The organism is Pedobacter aquatilis (assembly GCF_032678405.1).
Lineage (GTDB): Bacteria > Bacteroidota > Bacteroidia > Sphingobacteriales > Sphingobacteriaceae > Pedobacter > Pedobacter aquatilis_A.
Map to the genome: position 1 here is coordinate 47,341 of NZ_JAVTSJ010000002.1, position 15,819 is coordinate 63,159.

The window sequence follows — 15,819 nt, forward strand, 5'->3', positions numbered from 1 at the left end:
GAGATAGCCGTATGATTAGTAAAATACACTTATCCCTGAAAAACTAATTAGTATGTAAAATTAATTAATAACGTACTGAAGTGTATCTATTTAACATAATTTAACAAGACTACCGGGTCAGTAACAAAATACCGGGCACAAAAAAATGCCGGAAAATAATTCCGGCATCCGTTAAAAATTGTTTGCTTAAAAAAGAATCTTTATTTAGAAAGGTAAATCATCATCTTCTCCAGGTGCGTTGCTTACATCAGCTGGTGCTGCATATGCCGGAGCCGCTGCTGCAGGTGCGCCAGCTGCAATTGCATTAATTCTCCAGATAACAAGACTGTTGAAGTATGATGTTTTTCCTGTTTTATCTGTCCATGGACGACCACGTAAATTAAAGAAAACCTCAACCTCATCGCCTGCTTTAAAACTATCTAATAATGCCGCTTTATCTTGCAAAGCCTCAAAACGGATATACTCCGGATATGTTGGGTTTTCTGCGTACTCTACTATTAAATCGCGTTTTTTAAACGTTTCACTTACTTGTTGTGTGGCACCTACCTCGTGTACTTTTCCTTTAATTTCCATATCAAATACTACTTAATTGTACTATAAAAATCAAATCTCTATAATTTTATTGATAACTTCGCATATTATATGATGCAAGTTTTCCACAATAAAAGCAAGGTAATTATTACCTGCAACAAACGCCTTTCGCCGTATTTACAAGAGGAAGTTTCTGCTCTGGGCTATACCATCGTTAGGGCTTTTGCTACTGGTGTAGAGTTGAATATAACCCTTACCGAGTGTATTAAGTTAAATTTAAACCTTCGCTGTGCAAGCCAGGTTTTATATGCGATAAAAAGTTTCAAGGCGGCTACGCCGGATGATTTATACAAGGAAATTTCAACCATTGAATGGGAAGAACTGATTGATTTTACGGGTTATTTTTCGGTAACATCAAATGTTGATAATCCAAATATAACAACACCTCTTTTTGCAAATTTAAAGGTTAAAGATGCTATTGTAGACCGATTGAAGGAGAAAAAAGGCATCCGCCCTAATTCAGGTTCCGATGCCAATAAAACCGTAGTACATCTGTATTGGAAAGATGCTGAAGCGGATGTTTTTATGGATACTTCTGGCGAAACGCTTGCAAAACACGGGTATCGAAAAATCCCAGGTAAAGCACCTATGCTAGAAGCGCTTGCTTCGGGGGCAATTTTTGCTACCCAATGGGATAAAAAATCGCCATTCATTAACCCGATGTGTGGTTCGGGAACTTTAGCTATAGAAGCTGCCTTAATTGCTACTAACCGTGCTCCAGGACTTTACCGCATGAATTATGGTTTTATGCATATTATGGGCTATAATGAAGAAGTTTTTTTCGCAGAAAGAAGGATTTTAAAGGAACAAGTTATCAAAAATATCGATTTGAAGATCGTAGCTTCCGATATCTCTGAGGATGCGGTTGATGTAACACGCAAAAATGCAAAAACTGCGGGTGTTGATACTTTGATTGATTTTCAGGTTTGCGATTTTGAATTAACCCCGGTTCCTGAAGACGGAAAAGGTGTTGTGGTTTTTAACCCTGAATATGGCGAACGCCTGGGTGTGCACAGCAAACTCGAACTTACTTACAAACGCATGGGCGATTACATGAAAAAAGAATGTAAAGGTTATTCGGGTTATATTTTTACCGGTAATCCTGATCTGGCTAAGAAAATCGGGTTAAAAGCTTCTAAAAAAATAGAATTTTATAATGGCAAGCTCGATTGCAGGTTGCTGGAATATGAACTGTATGACGGTAGCCGAAGAGCACCTTTAACACCATCAAACGAACAAGCATAATTACGTTTAACGCCTCTCTACGTTACCATAACGTAATCAATTTATTTGAAAATATGGAATTTGATAACATGGATCATATGCCTGAATGGGAGCATTTCAGTCATTTTGAGCAAAAGGAAAGTGAATTTCCTGAAACCTTACCGAAGAAAGTTTCATTGGCCAAAAACTTGTACAACCAGGCAAGAATTGTTTATAAATATTCGGCCTTGTTTTGCGAAACACTAGAAGGTGAAATGGCACAAATTACAGCAAACCTCATTATGCAGAATGTTATGATGTTGTGCCCAAAAATTGTTGGCGCAGAAGGTGCCAACATCTACATTGTTCGCATGGAAAATGCTTCCATAATCCGTACAAACTGTAAAGAGCTGGAAACACAGGTTAAAGCTGCTGAAATGTTCGAGATCTGCAAGCCCGATTACCTCGAAATTGTATTAGATGAATTAGACAAATTCAAACTGTTATTTATCAAGTGGGTAAAATCATTCGAGAAAGACGAATTTGAAGACGATTGGGGCTTATATTAAAGCTGAACGTCATATTGAATTCGTTTGTTTAATCCTTTCATAACATTTTTTTTACTTCATTTTAAGTGTCTAATTATACGCTAAATGCAACTTTATTACAAAAAGTTGCACTTTTACAAATCCCTGTCCGAACAATTTTCGTACTTAATCGTATTAGTAATTAAAAAAATCCTCATTTTATGGAAGATCTATTGGCTTTAAAGACGAAGAATGTAGCCGGGAACATTAGAAAAATTAGAGAATATAGAGATTACACTCAAGATTATCTGGCAGCGAAATTGAAAATATCGCAGAATGCTTATAGCAAAATCGAACTTGGTTACAGCAAGCTTACAATAGAAAGATTGTTTCAGATTTCTTCAATTTTAGAAGTCGATGTTACACATTTGCTTACCCTTGATCACCGTGAACTAATTAAAAATCTTTCAGAGAACGAGCAACCTTCAATTACTGCTAAATAAAGTCTGGGGATAAAATCATTTTAACTTCCTGCATTTATTCCAATATCTTTGGTTAAATTTTTCATCAAATGCAGGAAGTTATACAGCAAACCATAGATTTTGTAAAAAAAACACTCGAAAACGCTGAGGCTGGGCACGATTGGTTTCATATAGAGCGGGTTTATAAAACAGCCATCAATATTAATGAAACCGAAAAAGCCGATAACCTGGTTGTTGCTTTTGCTGCGTTATTACATGATATTGCTGATCCTAAGTTTAATAACGGCGACGAAGAGCTGGGGCCAAATGTTGCCGAAGCATTTTTGTTATCGCTTTCAATTGACCGGGATATTGTTGCTCACGTAAAACTGATTATCCAAAACATGTCGTTCAAAAACAGTTTTGATAAAAAAGTTTTTACTTCAAAAGAGCTACAGGTAGTGCAGGATGCCGACAGGCTCGATGCTATTGGAGCTATTGGCATTGCCCGGGCATTTACTTATGGTGGTTTTAAAAACAGGGTTTTATATGATCCTGAAATAAAACCAGACCAGCATTTAACTAAAGAAAGCTATAAAAATACAACTGCCCCTACCATCAATCATTTTTATGAGAAATTGCTTTTGTTAAAAGATATGATGAATACCAAGAGTGGCAAGAAAATCGCTTTGAAACGCCACAATTTCATGCTTCAGTATCTTGATCAGTTTTATAAGGAGTGGGAAGGAAATTAACAAAAAGCGGGTAAAGGGATCTTATTAAAAATACCTCTTTTTGGGTATTTTCGTTTAAAGAAGGTTAGCTTACTTTTGGTTAACCTTAACTAATGAGAAACTTTACCCTAAATTATCATAAAAATCTGCTTCTTTTAGCAGTTATGATTACCATTCCGTTGGTTGGCGCAATGCTGCTGCTAGCGATATTGCTTTTTTTGCCCAAAGCATCTTTTGGAATCATCAACATTTCGGCAATTGCCTTATCAATAATTTTAGTGGCTACAGCCTTATATTGGATGATAGACAAACAGATTTTTGTTCCTTGTGAAGTTCTGCTTTCCAAAAATGGGATAAACTTTAAACTCGGGAAGAAAAGTATTTTTTATAACCAATATGATTTTTTCTTTGAATGGGAAAACGTTCGCGGGATATCAGAGGTTTTCTGCTCTGCTACCGGGAAATACTTTTACCGTATAAAATTTACCAATCCAAATATAACTGCTGATTTTAGCCCCCAAAATAACAAGGAAACCGAGGCCGATGCATTTTTTTCTGAACTCGATTCATTTAAAGAGGCGCTCATGATTAGTGAATCTAAAAAACTAAAGCCTCATTTTAAGTTTTAAACTTCTTTCAATCATTCTTAAAGCGAGTACCTTTTTACAACAAATTACTAATATTTTTAGCCAAAACAACTATATTTGTTAGTAAATCTTGCTTTATGTCATTTGATCGAATTCGTGAAAAATTAAACATTCTCGCCGATGCTGCTAAATATGATGTTTCCTGTTCATCAAGTGGAGGAACCCGGAAAAACGATAGCAAAGGATTGGGAAACAGTCATACATCTGGCATTTGCCATACTTATACAGAAGATGGCCGATGCGTTTCGCTGTTAAAAATTCTTTTAACCAACCATTGTATTTACGATTGTCTTTTTTGTGTTTCGCGTAAAAGCAATGATGTAAAACGTGCTGCCTTTACTGTTGATGAAGTTGTAGAATTAACGATGAATTTTTATCGTAGAAACTATATCGAAGGTTTATTTTTAAGTTCAGGAATTTTCAAAAATGCCGATTTCACAATGGAACGCCTACTTCTGGTGTGCAAAAAACTTAGGTTGGAGCAAAATTATAATGGCTATATCCATCTGAAAACAATCCCCGGGGCCAGCGACGAGCTGATTAAAGAAGCAGGATTATATGCAGACCGGATGAGCATTAACCTGGAGATGCCTACCGAAGCAGGCTTAAAATTATTGGCCCCTGAAAAAAACCATGAGGATGTAATTAAACCTTTGGGCTTTGTACAGCAAAACATAAAGCAGTTTGCCGAAGATAAAAAGCTCATAAAGCACATCCCGAAATTTGTTCCCGCGGGTCAAAGCACACAAATGGTTATCGGCGCTACGCCAGAAAGCGATAAAGACATTATGTATACTGCTAATGCTTTTTATAAAAACTTTGCTTTAAAAAGGGTTTACTATTCGGGTTATGTGCCCATTAGTAACGACACGAGGATGCCTGTTTTAGGTACACAACCGCCTTTACTACGTGAAAACAGACTTTACCAAACCGATTGGTTGATGCGTTTTTATGGCTTTAAGGTTCAGGAAATTTTAAACGATGCCAATCCAAATCTTGATGTTGATATCGATCCAAAACTTAGCTGGGCCATACGAAACATGCAGCATTTTCCGGTTGATATTAATAAGGCCGATTATAAAATGATTCTACGTATTCCGGGCATAGGTGTAATGTCGGCACAAAAAATTGTACAGGCCAGAAAATTCGGAAAACTCCGAATAGATCAGTTAAAGAAAATCGGGGTGGCTTATAATAGGGCTAAACATTTTATCACGTGTGCAGATAGTCCGTATCAGTTAAGAGATTACCAGGGAACACAGATTAAAGCTTTTATTCTGGCCGAAAGCCAAAGTAAATATTTAAAAACTGATAATCAGCAATTGATTCTATTTTAAAACCATACCAAGGAAACACAAAGTAAATGACTTACATTTTTGATGGTTCACTACTAGGTATTTTATCGGCAGTTTTCGAATGGTTTGAACGAAAACCTGGAAAAACTGTCCTTAAATCTGTTGAAATTTTCCAGCCTGAAGCCTTTGCAGAAAGTTTAACGATAACCACAAATAACGAAAAAGCCGACAGGGTTTGGAACGCTTTACAGAAAAAATTAAAGAAAGAGTGGTTAAGAAAGTTTTATTGTACTTATTTATCTGAAATTCCGGAAGCATACAACCATCTTTTTCAGTTTACGATATATATATTCAAAAATGAAAGGGGAGCTGAAGCAAATTATGGCAACGAACATGTTATTGCTTTATCAAAATATGCCAAAAGTGTAGAGCGGGAAAAACACAGAATGGAAGCCTTTATTCGTTTTCAACATACGGCTGATGGTATTTTCTACACCGGAATAGACCCTGATTTTAATGTACTTCCGTTAATTTCAAATCATTTCAGAAACCGATACGCCGACCAGCAATGGATTATTTACGATTTGAAACGCAAATATGGTCTGCATTATAATTTAAATAATGTTGAGGAGATTACCATCGATTTCACCAATGGCGTGAACAATAAAAGCCCACAAGCCATTTTACTGGATGAAAAAGAAGAACTGTATTCAGTTTTATGGAAAGATTATTTTAAAAGCGCCAATATTGTTGCCCGTAAAAACACAAAGCTTCACATTAAACATGTACCAAAAAGGTATTGGAAATATTTAACTGAAAAGCAGCTGAGTTAACATAGCATTAACATAAAAACCACTAAATTGCACCATGAAATTAAGTGTGCTGGTTCTTTTTACTGCCCTTGCCGTATCCTTATCAATAGGTATGGTAAACTTTTATTTTCAGCACAGCTGGTATTACCTGGCCATTTCTTTTGGTGTTTCTTTCTTAAGCAGTTTCCTTGTATTCTATTACCTGCTTGAAAAGTACATTTACACCAAAATCAAACTGATTTATAAGCTGATTCACAACCTCAAGCTGGGTAAAGATTTAAAGGATGCACTTGGTGAATACGTGAGTTCTGACCCGATAAATGATGTTGAACAAGAAGTTAAAGAGTGGGCAGGTGCGAAGAAGAAGGAAATAGACATGCTCAAAAAGCAGGAACAGTTTAGACGGGAGTTTCTTTCAAACGTATCGCACGAATTTAAAACACCGCTTTTTGCTATTCAGGGCTATATAGAAACACTTCAGGATTGTATTGAGGATGACCCTGAAATGGCGATGAAATTCTTAAAGAAAGCCGAAAACAATGTTGAAAGGCTAAGTTATTTAATTAATGATTTAGATGTGATTTCGAAGCTGGAAACAGGAGAATCGCCAATTAATTACCAGAAATTCGATTTCGTTCAGCTCGCTAAAGAGGTAATGGAAAACCTTGAAGACCGGGCTAAGGCAAAACACATCAAGCTTTTCTTTAAAGATAAATATACGGCCCTTACCATGGTAAATGCCGACCGGGAAAAGATTCGCCAGGTTTTAATTAACCTGATGGTTAACAGCATTAAGTATGGTGTTGAAAACGGTGAAACGGCTATTAAAATTTTTGAGCTTCACGATCAGTTTTTAGTTGAGGTTACGGATAACGGCATCGGTATTGAGGAAAAACACTTATTACGATTGTTTGAACGCTTTTATCGTATTGATACACACAGGGCGAGAGAAGTTGGCGGAACAGGTTTAGGCCTTGCTATCGTTAAACACATTTTAGAAGCGCACCAACAAACCATTTCGGTTCGGAGCACGCCCGGAATTGGCACTACTTTCGCTTTCACCTTACAAAAAGTTGGTTAGCCCTGCTACCCTCCTGGCAATCGCTTTTTCCCAGGCACAATATACCCCCGTACCTAAACCCGATATAAGCGGCAGCCCCGAATTTTTTCAATGAGGGCTAAAGCGTTTAGCGGGACTGCAGTACAGCAGAACTACTTGCGTTCATTTTCTTAGCTTAATAGTTCATTATCAAATAGCTAAAATTCCAGAAAACGGCCAAATCTCATTGGAAATTCCTTAATATAATTAAGAACTTAACATTAACTTAACATTGAGCTTGTAGCTTTGCAGCATATTAAAAATTAACATGAACAATATTTTTAAGTTCTTTACGCCGCAGGACAGAAAGTTTCATCCACTTTTTGAGCAGGCAGGCAGCAACGCATTGAAAATTGCCGAAACGTTATTAGAAATGGTTAGCACAGGCGATGCCGAAGCAAGAAAGACTATTTTTAAAGAAATTGAGCGCTTAGAGCATGTTGGTGACGACATTACCCATTCTATCTTTTTAGAGCTAAGCCGCAACTTTATTACGCCTTTTGACAGAGAAGATATTCACCAGTTAGCTACAGCGGTTGATGATGTTGCCGATTACATTTACGGCACAGCAAACCGCATGCAGATGTACAACATGAACAGCATTAGCGAGCCGATTGTAAAAATTGCCGAGCTTTTGGTTGAAATGTGTACTGATATCGATAAAGCGATTAAAGAATTACGCAGTTTTAAAAATATCCGTGTAATTGCTGATGCATGTATCCGCATTAACAGCGGCGAAAATCAGGCTGATTATGTATTTACTTTAGCGGTTGCCCGCCTTTTTGAATACGAAACTGATGCAATTGAATTAATTAAACAAAAAGAGGTTTTACAAACGATAGAAAAAGCAACAGATAAGTGCGAAGATGTAGCGAATGTGCTTGAAACTATTTTGGTTAAAAACGCTTAATAAAACACAAACATGGTAACTACCTTATTGGTTGTTGTTGTAATTCTGGCTATTGCTTTCGATTACATAAACGGTTTTCATGATGCCGCTAACTCGATTGCAACCATTGTTTCTACAAAAGTACTTACGCCTTTTCAGGCGGTTTTATGGGCTGCATTGTTCAACTTTGCTGCCTATTTCTATTTCACAGATCACAAAGTGGCCAATACAGTTGCAAAAACTGTTATTGAGAACTACATTACCCTTCATGTTATTTTTGCAGGCTTGCTTGCGGCAATTATATGGAACCTGCTAACCTGGTGGTATGGAATTCCTTCAAGTTCATCGCACACCTTAATTGGTGGTTTTGCCGGAGCGGGTATGACCCATGCTTTACTTACCGGAGCGAGCCCGCTTGATGCCGTAAACATGCAGTATGTAATTAAAATCGTTTCCTTTATCGTGCTGGCACCTGTTATTGGTATGGTGATATCAGTAGTTTTAACTTTAATTATCATCAACATTTGCCGCTATGCTAAACCAGCAACTGCAGAAAAATGGTTTAAAAGGCTACAGTTATTATCATCGGCGGCATTAAGTTTCTTCCACGGAGGTAATGATGCACAGAAAGTAATGGGTATTATTGCTACAGCCCTTATCGCCTCTAAAGTTATTCCTGATTTCGAAGCTATGCCAGGATGGGTTCCAGTTGCATGTTATTCTGCAATATCTCTTGGAACTATGAGTGGTGGCTGGAAAATTGTAAAAACAATGGGTTCTAAGATAACAAAAGTTACGGCGCTCGAAGGTGTAGCTGCTGAAGCAGCCGGTGCAGTTACGTTGGGTATAACTGAACACTTTGCAATTCCGGTTTCAACAACGCATACAATTACCGGTTCAATTGTGGGTGTAGGTGTGGTTAAGAGTGTTTCGGCTGTACGTTGGGGCGTTACAATTAACCTGATCTGGGCATGGATTTTAACAATCCCGGTTTCCGCAACACTTGCAGCAGCCATATATGGCATAATTTATTATTTCAGGTAAAAACAAAATCCTTTAAATATGCAAAAGGCCAGCACTGAAAAGCGCTGGCCTTTTTGCTATTCCGTTCTGATTACAGATTTTTTTTCATTTCATTTGCTACTTCATGGGCGAGATTATCATCAGATTTTTCTAAATAAGCCACAATGCTTTCTTTATTCTGGTGAGAATGATTCTGGCTCATTTTAAAAACATGGTCGATATTTGTTACTGCAATTTCAAAACCTGTTATCGCTTTTAGATGCTTTTGAATATAAGTTTCATCCATTTTATTAAAAGCTGCAGCACTGGTATGGGGATTTTCATATTTATCGGTTAAATCTTTAATTACCGGATAAGTTTCTTCATTGCTTAATAGCTTTATCATTCCTTTAGCCTGAACCGTTTTATAATTCCAGGTTGACGCCGATTGTGGTGTTTCATAAACAGATGCACTGATATAAGCGTGAGCTCCGGTAAAAATGGCCAACACATTAGGGTTTTTAGCAAAAGCACTGCAATGGTCGGTTTTGGTCATAACATGACCAATTAGCTTAATTATGCTTTCACTTACAACAGTTTTAACCGGAACCTGAGTGGCTACGGGGAATTCACCATCGAAACCAACTAAGGTTACAAATGTATTTTGATGCATAAATTCAAGAACTTCATCCTGATTGCCTGCTGTGAAATATGGTAACTTATACATAATATGGATTATTAATCATTGCAGAAGCATAAGGCAACCAACAATGACAGATTATAATAACTGGAAAATATTTGAGTGTAGGATTGTTAAAACTTAACGCTTAATTCAACTAAATCGGTTCCTTTTTTTGGCAAAACCCAATCAGGACCATTTTGAATGAGCCGTTTCGCTTCGGCATCAGCTTTTTTGTTAAGCGATTTAATCACGGTGATATTTCCCGGCCGCCCGTTCTTTTTAACTTTGAAACTTAAGATAACATATTGTTCAGGCCCCTTGGGGTTATACAGTTTATTGTTGTTTTCGAGGTACTGCTCATAATTAATGGTCGAAACCGGAACAGGTTTAGTAATCTCGCCCTTGGCTTTATCCAGATCCTCAACAGCATTTAGTACAATTTTCTTTGGCGTAATTGCTTCTTTTTTCCTGCCGTTGGAGCCAGTAATAACGGCAATCTCGTTTAAAGATTTATCACCACTTAGGGCCATCCTAATCGCATCTGGACTTGTTGCCACAATCTTATCATTATAGCCTTGAGCCTTTATTAAAATTTCCTTATCCTTATCTACGCTATCAACCGGTAGTGCAAAATAACCATTCGCATTTGTCGCCGTTACTGATTTTGAATTCTCTAATTTAACTACAGCACCTTGCACCGGGTGCCCGTTTTGAGCAACTACATTTCCCGAATAAACCAAACTATTTCCAGAAACAGCTGGTGCCGCAGCAACAGTAGCATCCTTTAAATCAGCGCCATTATCCGTCTTTTTCAACAGAAAAACACTACGCTTACTTTCTTTTATTTCTTCTGCCGATGATCTTCCATCTGCATTTTTGATAATCGCGTTTTGCTTTAAGTTTTTTGCCAAATCGCCGCTTTTTGCTTCTGAAATTGCTTTATCAATCAATGCTGTTTTCGAATCTTTATTTGTTTCAGCAACCAGATTATCAGCCTTTGCATTACGCTGAGCTATTGCAGTATTCGTACCTAAATGAACAATAACACCGTTCGACTTTCTTGCTGCGATTTCTGCATTTTTGCGGCTTGTTTCACGCATAAAAAACAAGATACTTACTGCAATAAAAGCAACCGTAGCCGTAGCCGCAATACTTAAACGCTGAGTAGTGATGCCCCACATTTTACGTTTAATAGGTTGCTCGGAAACCCTGTCGTAAAGTTGTTTTTGCAGAATAGAAAGGGTTTGTTTACGTTTCGGCGATTGGCGCAGCCCCTCGAGTGCTTCGGCAACAAACGGATCGTCTAAAGCCTGGCGCTCAACAAAGTGCATACCTTTAGCATCAAGCTTACCATCGAGGTAATCTTCAAGCACATCAATATCTAACCAGTCGTTATTCACTATTCTTCTCTATACAAATCTTTAAATTCCTTTTACCGTTTTGGATATAGCTTTTCACTTTAAGTATATCATAACCCGTAATATCGGACACTTCTTTATAGCATTTTTCCTGCAGATAAAATAAATCTACACTTTTTCGCTGTTCTTCTGATAAAGTTTCCATGCACTTTTCCATAATGGTAAGTTGCGTTTCCTTTGTATTGTCAATATCAAGATGCACAAGCTCACTGTTTTCCACAAAAGTATCATCCATTGAAACGTTATTTTGTCTGGAAGATTTACGCAGTGCCATTAAACAATTGTTCCGCGTTAAAACATGCAACCAACTTTTGAAGTTTTGCACTTCATATACTTTAAGCTTGGTAACCAGTTCCTCAAAAATCTGCATTACGGCATCTTTGCTTTGCTCCTCATCTTTTAAATAGTTAAGGCAAACCCCAAAAACCAAATGCATGTACTTATTATAAAGCGTACCCAAAGCATCTAAATTGCCGATATTTTTATAATCGGCAATTAGTTCTGCATCTTCTTTCTGGTTATTTCCAGCTGTATTCTTTATAAACTTCAAAAAATGGGTAGATAGGACAAATTATGTTTCAAGTATAAAAAATATTTTTCAGTATCGATATGGAAAAGCACTAAGAACTACATCATCCTTAAAACTTAAGACTTTTCACTATTAAAAATATCACGATGAAAAAGCTAACATTATTTCTTATTGCTGTTATTGCATTACTTGGTTTCAGACCAGGTGATAGCAGAAAAATTACCGGAATAATTACTGATGGTACTGCTCCGGTTCAGGGTGCCTACATAAGTACCAATTTCAGTAAGCAACTGACTACTTCAGATGCGACCGGAAAGTTCAGTATTGCAGTGACCGAAAAAGATACCGAGCTTCAGATTTCCTATTTGGGTTATGTTTCGCAAACGGTAAAAATTGGCAAACAAAACAATTTAACTATTAAATTAATTCCTGATATAAAATCTTTGAATGAAGTTGTTGTTACAGGTTACAGCGCACAAATGAAGACATCGGTGAGTGCATCTATGGCCAATGTTTACGCTCCAGTTCCGTTACAAGGACGTGTTTCCGGACTATCAATTGATAAAGCAAAACGTTATAGAAAAATCCAGGCAGATAACAATGAAAGCTATGCTTCAATTAGTGAAAATGGATTTCATAAGGCTAAAAGCGATCCGCTTTCTACTTTTTCTATTGATGTAGACGCAGCTTCGTACAGTAACTTGCGCAGGTTCATTAACAATGGGAATTTAACGCCTGCTGATGCCGTTCGTATCGAAGAAATGATTAATTATTTTGATTACGATTACCAGCAACCAACAGGTAATGATCCTGTAAATATTGTAACTGAAATCGCAGCTGCTCCCTGGAATGCCAAACATAAACTTGTGCAAATTGGCCTGCAGGCTAAAACAATTTCCTCACAGAACCTTCCGGCTTCAAACCTGGTCTTTTTAATTGATGTTTCCGGCTCAATGGAAGCGCCGAACAAACTTCCCTTACTTGTCTCATCTTTTAAGCTTTTAACAGATCAGTTAAGAGAAAAAGATAAAGTTGCCATTGTTGTTTACGCAGGTAATTCAGGCGTTGTTTTACCGGCAACCAATGGCGATGAGAAAACAAAAATTAAAGACGCACTTGATAAGTTAAGTGCCGGAGGCTCTACAGCTGGAGGAGAAGGAATAGAGCTCGCCTATAAGATAGCCGCCGAAAACTTTGTTAAAGGTGGTAATAACCGTGTAATTCTTGCTACTGATGGGGATTTTAATGTTGGCGCAAGCAGCGATGGTGATATGGAAAAGCTTATTGAGAATAAAAGAAAGAGTGGTATATTTTTAACTGTGCTGGGTTATGGAATGGGCAATTATAAAGACAGCAAAATGGAAATCCTTGCCGATAAAGGAAATGGAAATTACGCCTACATTGATAATTTAAACGAAGCGAGAAAAGTGCTGGTAAACGAATTCGGTGGCACATTATTTACAGTTGCCAAGGATGTTAAACTTCAAATTGAATTTAATCCATCCAAAGTACAATCGTACCGTTTAATTGGTTACGAAAACCGTTTGCTTAACAAAGAAGATTTTAATGATGACAAGAAAGATGCAGGCGAAATTGGTTCGGGCCATACAGTTACTGCACTTTATGAAATTATTCCTGTTGGTGTAAAAGATGAATTTACCGCAAATGTGGATGACTTAAAATATCAGCAACCAGATAAAAACAATTTAATTGAATCGAATGAAATGCTTACCGTAAAGCTTCGTTATAAAGACCCTAACGGAAGTAAAAGCAAATTGCTGACCAAAGGTATATCCGACAATAGTTTTAACCTTAGTGCAACAAGTGATAACTTCAGGTTTGCCGCAGCAGTTGCTGAATTTGGTATGCTTTTAAAGAAATCTGCTTTCAAACAAAATGCTACCTTTGAGCAGGTAATTACACTCGCCGAAAATGCAAAAGGCAAGGATAAAGAAGGTTACCGCTCAGAATTTTTAAGTCTGGTAAAATCGACCAAATTAATGGCCAAAGATTTGCTAAGCATAAAAGATAAACTCATAATGAATGAAAAAAATTAATATTCTATCTGCATCCCTGGCATTAATATTATTTACACACATGAACGTAAATGCCCAGATAAAACTGGGTGATATTTTCAAGAAAGTAACAGAAAAAACCACAACTACTGGCACAACCGGCACCCCTTCAACCCTCGAAATCGGTCAGGGTATTAAAGAAGCTTTACAGATTGGCGTTTCGGCTGGTGCCGACAGGCTTTCGGTTAAAGATGGTTTTCTGGGTAACTTAGCAGTAAAAATATTAATGCCACCTGAAGCACAAAAGGTCGAAAAAACCCTACGTGGTATTGGTTTAAATTCACTATGTGATAATGTAATAACTAGCTTAAACCGGGCTGCTGAAGATGCTGCGAAAGAAGCAAAACCAATTTTTATTTCAGCAATAAAGCAAATGACATTAACTGATGCAACCAATATCCTTTTAGGTAATAAGGATGCCGCTACAGAATATTTTAAACGGGTAACAACAGCAGAGCTAACCCAGAAATTTAGCCCGATAGTAACAACGAGCTTAAATAAAGTAAATGCCACTAAATATTATAGTGATTTAACCACACAATATAACCGTTTACCCTTAGTAAAACCGGTAAATACAAACCTGACGGAATATGTAACCCAAAAGGCGATTGATGGTTTATTTATTGAGGTAGCGAAAGAGGAACTAAAAATAAGAGATAACTTAAGCTCAAGAAGCACTACCTTACTGCAAAAAGTGTTTGGCTACGCCGATAAGAAAAAGAGTTAAGTCTTTGTAAAATCATAAAAATGAAAGATTCAAGTTTCGAAAGTACCTGAATCTTTTTTGTTTAAAAACTATTTGTAAAATTGTACATGACTAAAATCAGCAATAAATTAATTTCTGTTTTATTTCCTTGCGTAGCGATAATTGTAGCTTGCAATAACAATAAAACAACTGAAGAAAATACTAAAGCCATTTTAGATACTGTTTCGCTCAGCAATAAAAACTTCGCTCTTGCTTATCAGGATGGAAGTAAAATTGTAGCTACCAGTATCGATACCATGAAGCAGATATCTTTCGGAGGGGCAACTGATCCTGCAATTTCTCCAGACGGAAACAAACTGGCTTACACGGTTACTGATTCTGCTGGTCATCGTGGTATCTGGATTGCCGACATGGAAAGTAAAAGCCAGTTACAGTTGCAGGTTAACAGCGGAAATTATTATCAGGCGATGTGGTCACCAGGTGGGAAATCAGTTGCTTTTAATCAGTTTAACAGTAAAAATCTCTGGAAAATCGGTATTATCAAAACTGACAATACCGACTATGTGATGCTGGATAGTGCATCAAAAATTAACGTTTATGCTCCAACCTGGAAAAATGAAAACGAACTTATCGGTCATGATTTAACCAATCTTTACACCTTTAATCGTTCAGGCAAATTAACTGATACAAAAAACATTGCAACTCTGATTGGTAAAGCATTCAGCATAGCAAGCAATAATCACTTTTTCTATTCAAAAGATGGCCAAAAACTTATTTTTAATGCAGGCAATAGTGATGTTTTGGAAGGATTAACCGGACCGGCAGAGGCTGTATATATTTTAGATCTGACAAGTAAAAAAATCAACAGGATTTCGCCTGAAGGCATGAATGTCCCTTATGTATTCGTAACAGCAGATGACAGGATTTTCTACAGTGGTGCCGAAAAACCCTTTACCGACAGTAAAATTTATGTTGCTGATTTAAATGGCAGTATTAAAACCATCGTTGACAGGGGCACCAACCCTACCGGTGCTTTGAAATAAGCTAAATCTTTAATGTATTTTGAATAAATTTTTAACCCTTCAAGACATTGCAAGTTGGAGATCAATTAAAAGTTGTTCGTATCGGTGTATGGAAGGTTTTTACTTT

At 37.1% G+C, this 15,819-nt stretch carries 17 protein-coding genes; 13 read left to right on the top strand and 4 right to left on the bottom strand.

The annotated features are described in order from the left end of the window. Positions 1 to 204: 204 nt before the first annotated feature. Positions 205 to 573 (bottom strand): DUF3127 domain-containing protein, encoded by a 369-nt coding sequence (locus tag R2R71_RS05540; protein ID WP_316830261.1) that lies wholly within the window; start codon positions 571 to 573, stop codon positions 205 to 207. Between the two features lie 72 nt (positions 574 to 645). On the opposite strand from R2R71_RS05540, the gene R2R71_RS05545 reads away from it, so the two are divergent. The 10 genes from R2R71_RS05545 to R2R71_RS05590 all read left to right on the top strand — a co-directional run bounded on the left by R2R71_RS05545 (position 646) and on the right by R2R71_RS05590 (position 9,302). After that, positions 646 to 1,836 carry a class I SAM-dependent RNA methyltransferase gene (locus R2R71_RS05545; RefSeq protein ID WP_316830995.1) on the top strand — a complete coding sequence of 397 codons (1,191 nt, stop codon included), beginning with the start codon at positions 646 to 648 and terminating at the stop codon, positions 1,834 to 1,836. A gap of 53 nt (positions 1,837 to 1,889) precedes the next feature. Continuing rightward, on the top strand, positions 1,890 to 2,363 hold the full coding sequence (locus R2R71_RS05550) for a hypothetical protein (protein WP_316830262.1): 474 nt from the start codon (positions 1,890 to 1,892) through the stop codon (positions 2,361 to 2,363). Positions 2,364 to 2,542: 179 nt separating this feature from the next. After that, entirely contained in the window at positions 2,543 to 2,824 is a 282-nt protein-coding gene (locus R2R71_RS05555) for a helix-turn-helix transcriptional regulator (RefSeq protein ID WP_316830263.1), read from the top strand. A 68-nt stretch (positions 2,825 to 2,892) separates the two neighbouring features. Continuing rightward, complete coding sequence (locus R2R71_RS05560) at positions 2,893 to 3,537, top strand: HD domain-containing protein (protein ID WP_316830264.1); 645 nt, start codon at positions 2,893 to 2,895, stop codon at positions 3,535 to 3,537. A 92-nt stretch (positions 3,538 to 3,629) separates the two neighbouring features. Next, a complete protein-coding gene (locus R2R71_RS05565; RefSeq protein WP_316830265.1) occupies positions 3,630 to 4,145 on the top strand; it encodes a hypothetical protein in 516 nt (171 codons plus the stop codon). A gap of 95 nt (positions 4,146 to 4,240) precedes the next feature. Next, on the top strand, positions 4,241 to 5,500 hold the full coding sequence (locus R2R71_RS05570; protein ID WP_316830266.1) for a putative DNA modification/repair radical SAM protein: 1,260 nt from the start codon (positions 4,241 to 4,243) through the stop codon (positions 5,498 to 5,500). A 26-nt stretch (positions 5,501 to 5,526) separates the two neighbouring features. Next, positions 5,527 to 6,291 (top strand): TIGR03915 family putative DNA repair protein, encoded by a 765-nt coding sequence (locus tag R2R71_RS05575; protein WP_316830267.1) that lies wholly within the window; start codon positions 5,527 to 5,529, stop codon positions 6,289 to 6,291. Positions 6,292 to 6,325: 34 nt separating this feature from the next. Further along, complete coding sequence (locus tag R2R71_RS05580) at positions 6,326 to 7,351, top strand: sensor histidine kinase (RefSeq protein WP_316830268.1); 1,026 nt, start codon at positions 6,326 to 6,328, stop codon at positions 7,349 to 7,351. Positions 7,352 to 7,637: 286 nt separating this feature from the next. Beyond that, a complete protein-coding gene (locus tag R2R71_RS05585; RefSeq protein WP_316830269.1) occupies positions 7,638 to 8,279 on the top strand; it encodes a DUF47 domain-containing protein in 642 nt (213 codons plus the stop codon). 12 nt (positions 8,280 to 8,291) lie between these two features. Continuing rightward, positions 8,292 to 9,302, top strand: a complete 1,011-nt coding sequence (locus tag R2R71_RS05590; protein ID WP_316830270.1) for an inorganic phosphate transporter — start codon at positions 8,292 to 8,294, stop codon at positions 9,300 to 9,302. Positions 9,303 to 9,372: 70 nt separating this feature from the next. Here the strand turns inward: R2R71_RS05590 and R2R71_RS05595 are convergent, their stop codons facing one another. The 3 genes from R2R71_RS05595 to R2R71_RS05605 form a co-directional block, all read right to left on the bottom strand. Next, complete coding sequence (locus tag R2R71_RS05595) at positions 9,373 to 9,987, bottom strand: FMN-binding negative transcriptional regulator (RefSeq protein WP_316830271.1); 615 nt, start codon at positions 9,985 to 9,987, stop codon at positions 9,373 to 9,375. Between the two features lie 86 nt (positions 9,988 to 10,073). Next, complete coding sequence (locus tag R2R71_RS05600; RefSeq protein ID WP_316830272.1) at positions 10,074 to 11,342, bottom strand: hypothetical protein; 1,269 nt, start codon at positions 11,340 to 11,342, stop codon at positions 10,074 to 10,076. Beyond that, on the bottom strand, positions 11,335 to 11,910 hold the full coding sequence (locus R2R71_RS05605) for a sigma-70 family RNA polymerase sigma factor (protein ID WP_316830273.1): 576 nt from the start codon (positions 11,908 to 11,910) through the stop codon (positions 11,335 to 11,337). The genes R2R71_RS05600 and R2R71_RS05605 overlap by 8 nt, the downstream gene beginning before the upstream one ends. Before the next feature lie 125 nt (positions 11,911 to 12,035). On the opposite strand from R2R71_RS05605, the gene R2R71_RS05610 reads away from it, so the two are divergent. The 3 genes from R2R71_RS05610 to R2R71_RS05620 all read left to right on the top strand — a co-directional run bounded on the left by R2R71_RS05610 (position 12,036) and on the right by R2R71_RS05620 (position 15,713). Continuing rightward, on the top strand, positions 12,036 to 13,946 hold the full coding sequence (locus R2R71_RS05610) for a vWA domain-containing protein (protein WP_316830274.1): 1,911 nt from the start codon (positions 12,036 to 12,038) through the stop codon (positions 13,944 to 13,946). Further along, the gene (locus R2R71_RS05615) at positions 13,933 to 14,691 is read left to right on the top strand and encodes a DUF4197 domain-containing protein (RefSeq protein WP_316830275.1); all 759 of its coding nucleotides are present in this window, start codon (positions 13,933 to 13,935) and stop codon (positions 14,689 to 14,691) included. The genes R2R71_RS05610 and R2R71_RS05615 overlap by 14 nt, the downstream gene beginning before the upstream one ends. Before the next feature lie 86 nt (positions 14,692 to 14,777). Beyond that, positions 14,778 to 15,713, top strand: coding sequence for a hypothetical protein (locus R2R71_RS05620; RefSeq protein ID WP_316830276.1), 936 nt, complete (start codon positions 14,778 to 14,780; stop codon positions 15,711 to 15,713). Positions 15,714 to 15,819 lie beyond the last annotated feature (106 nt).

Coding starts and splice junctions, on each gene's coding strand:
- R2R71_RS05555 (WP_316830263.1), top strand. CDS start 2,543: ATGGAAGATCTATTGGCTTTAAAGACGAAGAATGTAGCCGGGAACATT.
- R2R71_RS05545 (WP_316830995.1), top strand. CDS start 646: ATGCAAGTTTTCCACAATAAAAGCAAGGTAATTATTACCTGCAACAAA.
- R2R71_RS05540 (WP_316830261.1), bottom strand. CDS start 573: ATGGAAATTAAAGGAAAAGTACACGAGGTAGGTGCCACACAACAAGTA.
- R2R71_RS05615 (WP_316830275.1), top strand. CDS start 13,933: ATGAAAAAAATTAATATTCTATCTGCATCCCTGGCATTAATATTATTT.
- R2R71_RS05565 (WP_316830265.1), top strand. CDS start 3,630: ATGAGAAACTTTACCCTAAATTATCATAAAAATCTGCTTCTTTTAGCA.
- R2R71_RS05575 (WP_316830267.1), top strand. CDS start 5,527: ATGACTTACATTTTTGATGGTTCACTACTAGGTATTTTATCGGCAGTT.
- R2R71_RS05595 (WP_316830271.1), bottom strand. CDS start 9,987: ATGTATAAGTTACCATATTTCACAGCAGGCAATCAGGATGAAGTTCTT.
- R2R71_RS05580 (WP_316830268.1), top strand. CDS start 6,326: ATGAAATTAAGTGTGCTGGTTCTTTTTACTGCCCTTGCCGTATCCTTA.
- R2R71_RS05610 (WP_316830274.1), top strand. CDS start 12,036: ATGAAAAAGCTAACATTATTTCTTATTGCTGTTATTGCATTACTTGGT.
- R2R71_RS05620 (WP_316830276.1), top strand. CDS start 14,778: ATGACTAAAATCAGCAATAAATTAATTTCTGTTTTATTTCCTTGCGTA.
- R2R71_RS05550 (WP_316830262.1), top strand. CDS start 1,890: ATGGAATTTGATAACATGGATCATATGCCTGAATGGGAGCATTTCAGT.
- R2R71_RS05585 (WP_316830269.1), top strand. CDS start 7,638: ATGAACAATATTTTTAAGTTCTTTACGCCGCAGGACAGAAAGTTTCAT.
- R2R71_RS05560 (WP_316830264.1), top strand. CDS start 2,893: ATGCAGGAAGTTATACAGCAAACCATAGATTTTGTAAAAAAAACACTC.
- R2R71_RS05590 (WP_316830270.1), top strand. CDS start 8,292: ATGGTAACTACCTTATTGGTTGTTGTTGTAATTCTGGCTATTGCTTTC.
- R2R71_RS05570 (WP_316830266.1), top strand. CDS start 4,241: ATGTCATTTGATCGAATTCGTGAAAAATTAAACATTCTCGCCGATGCT.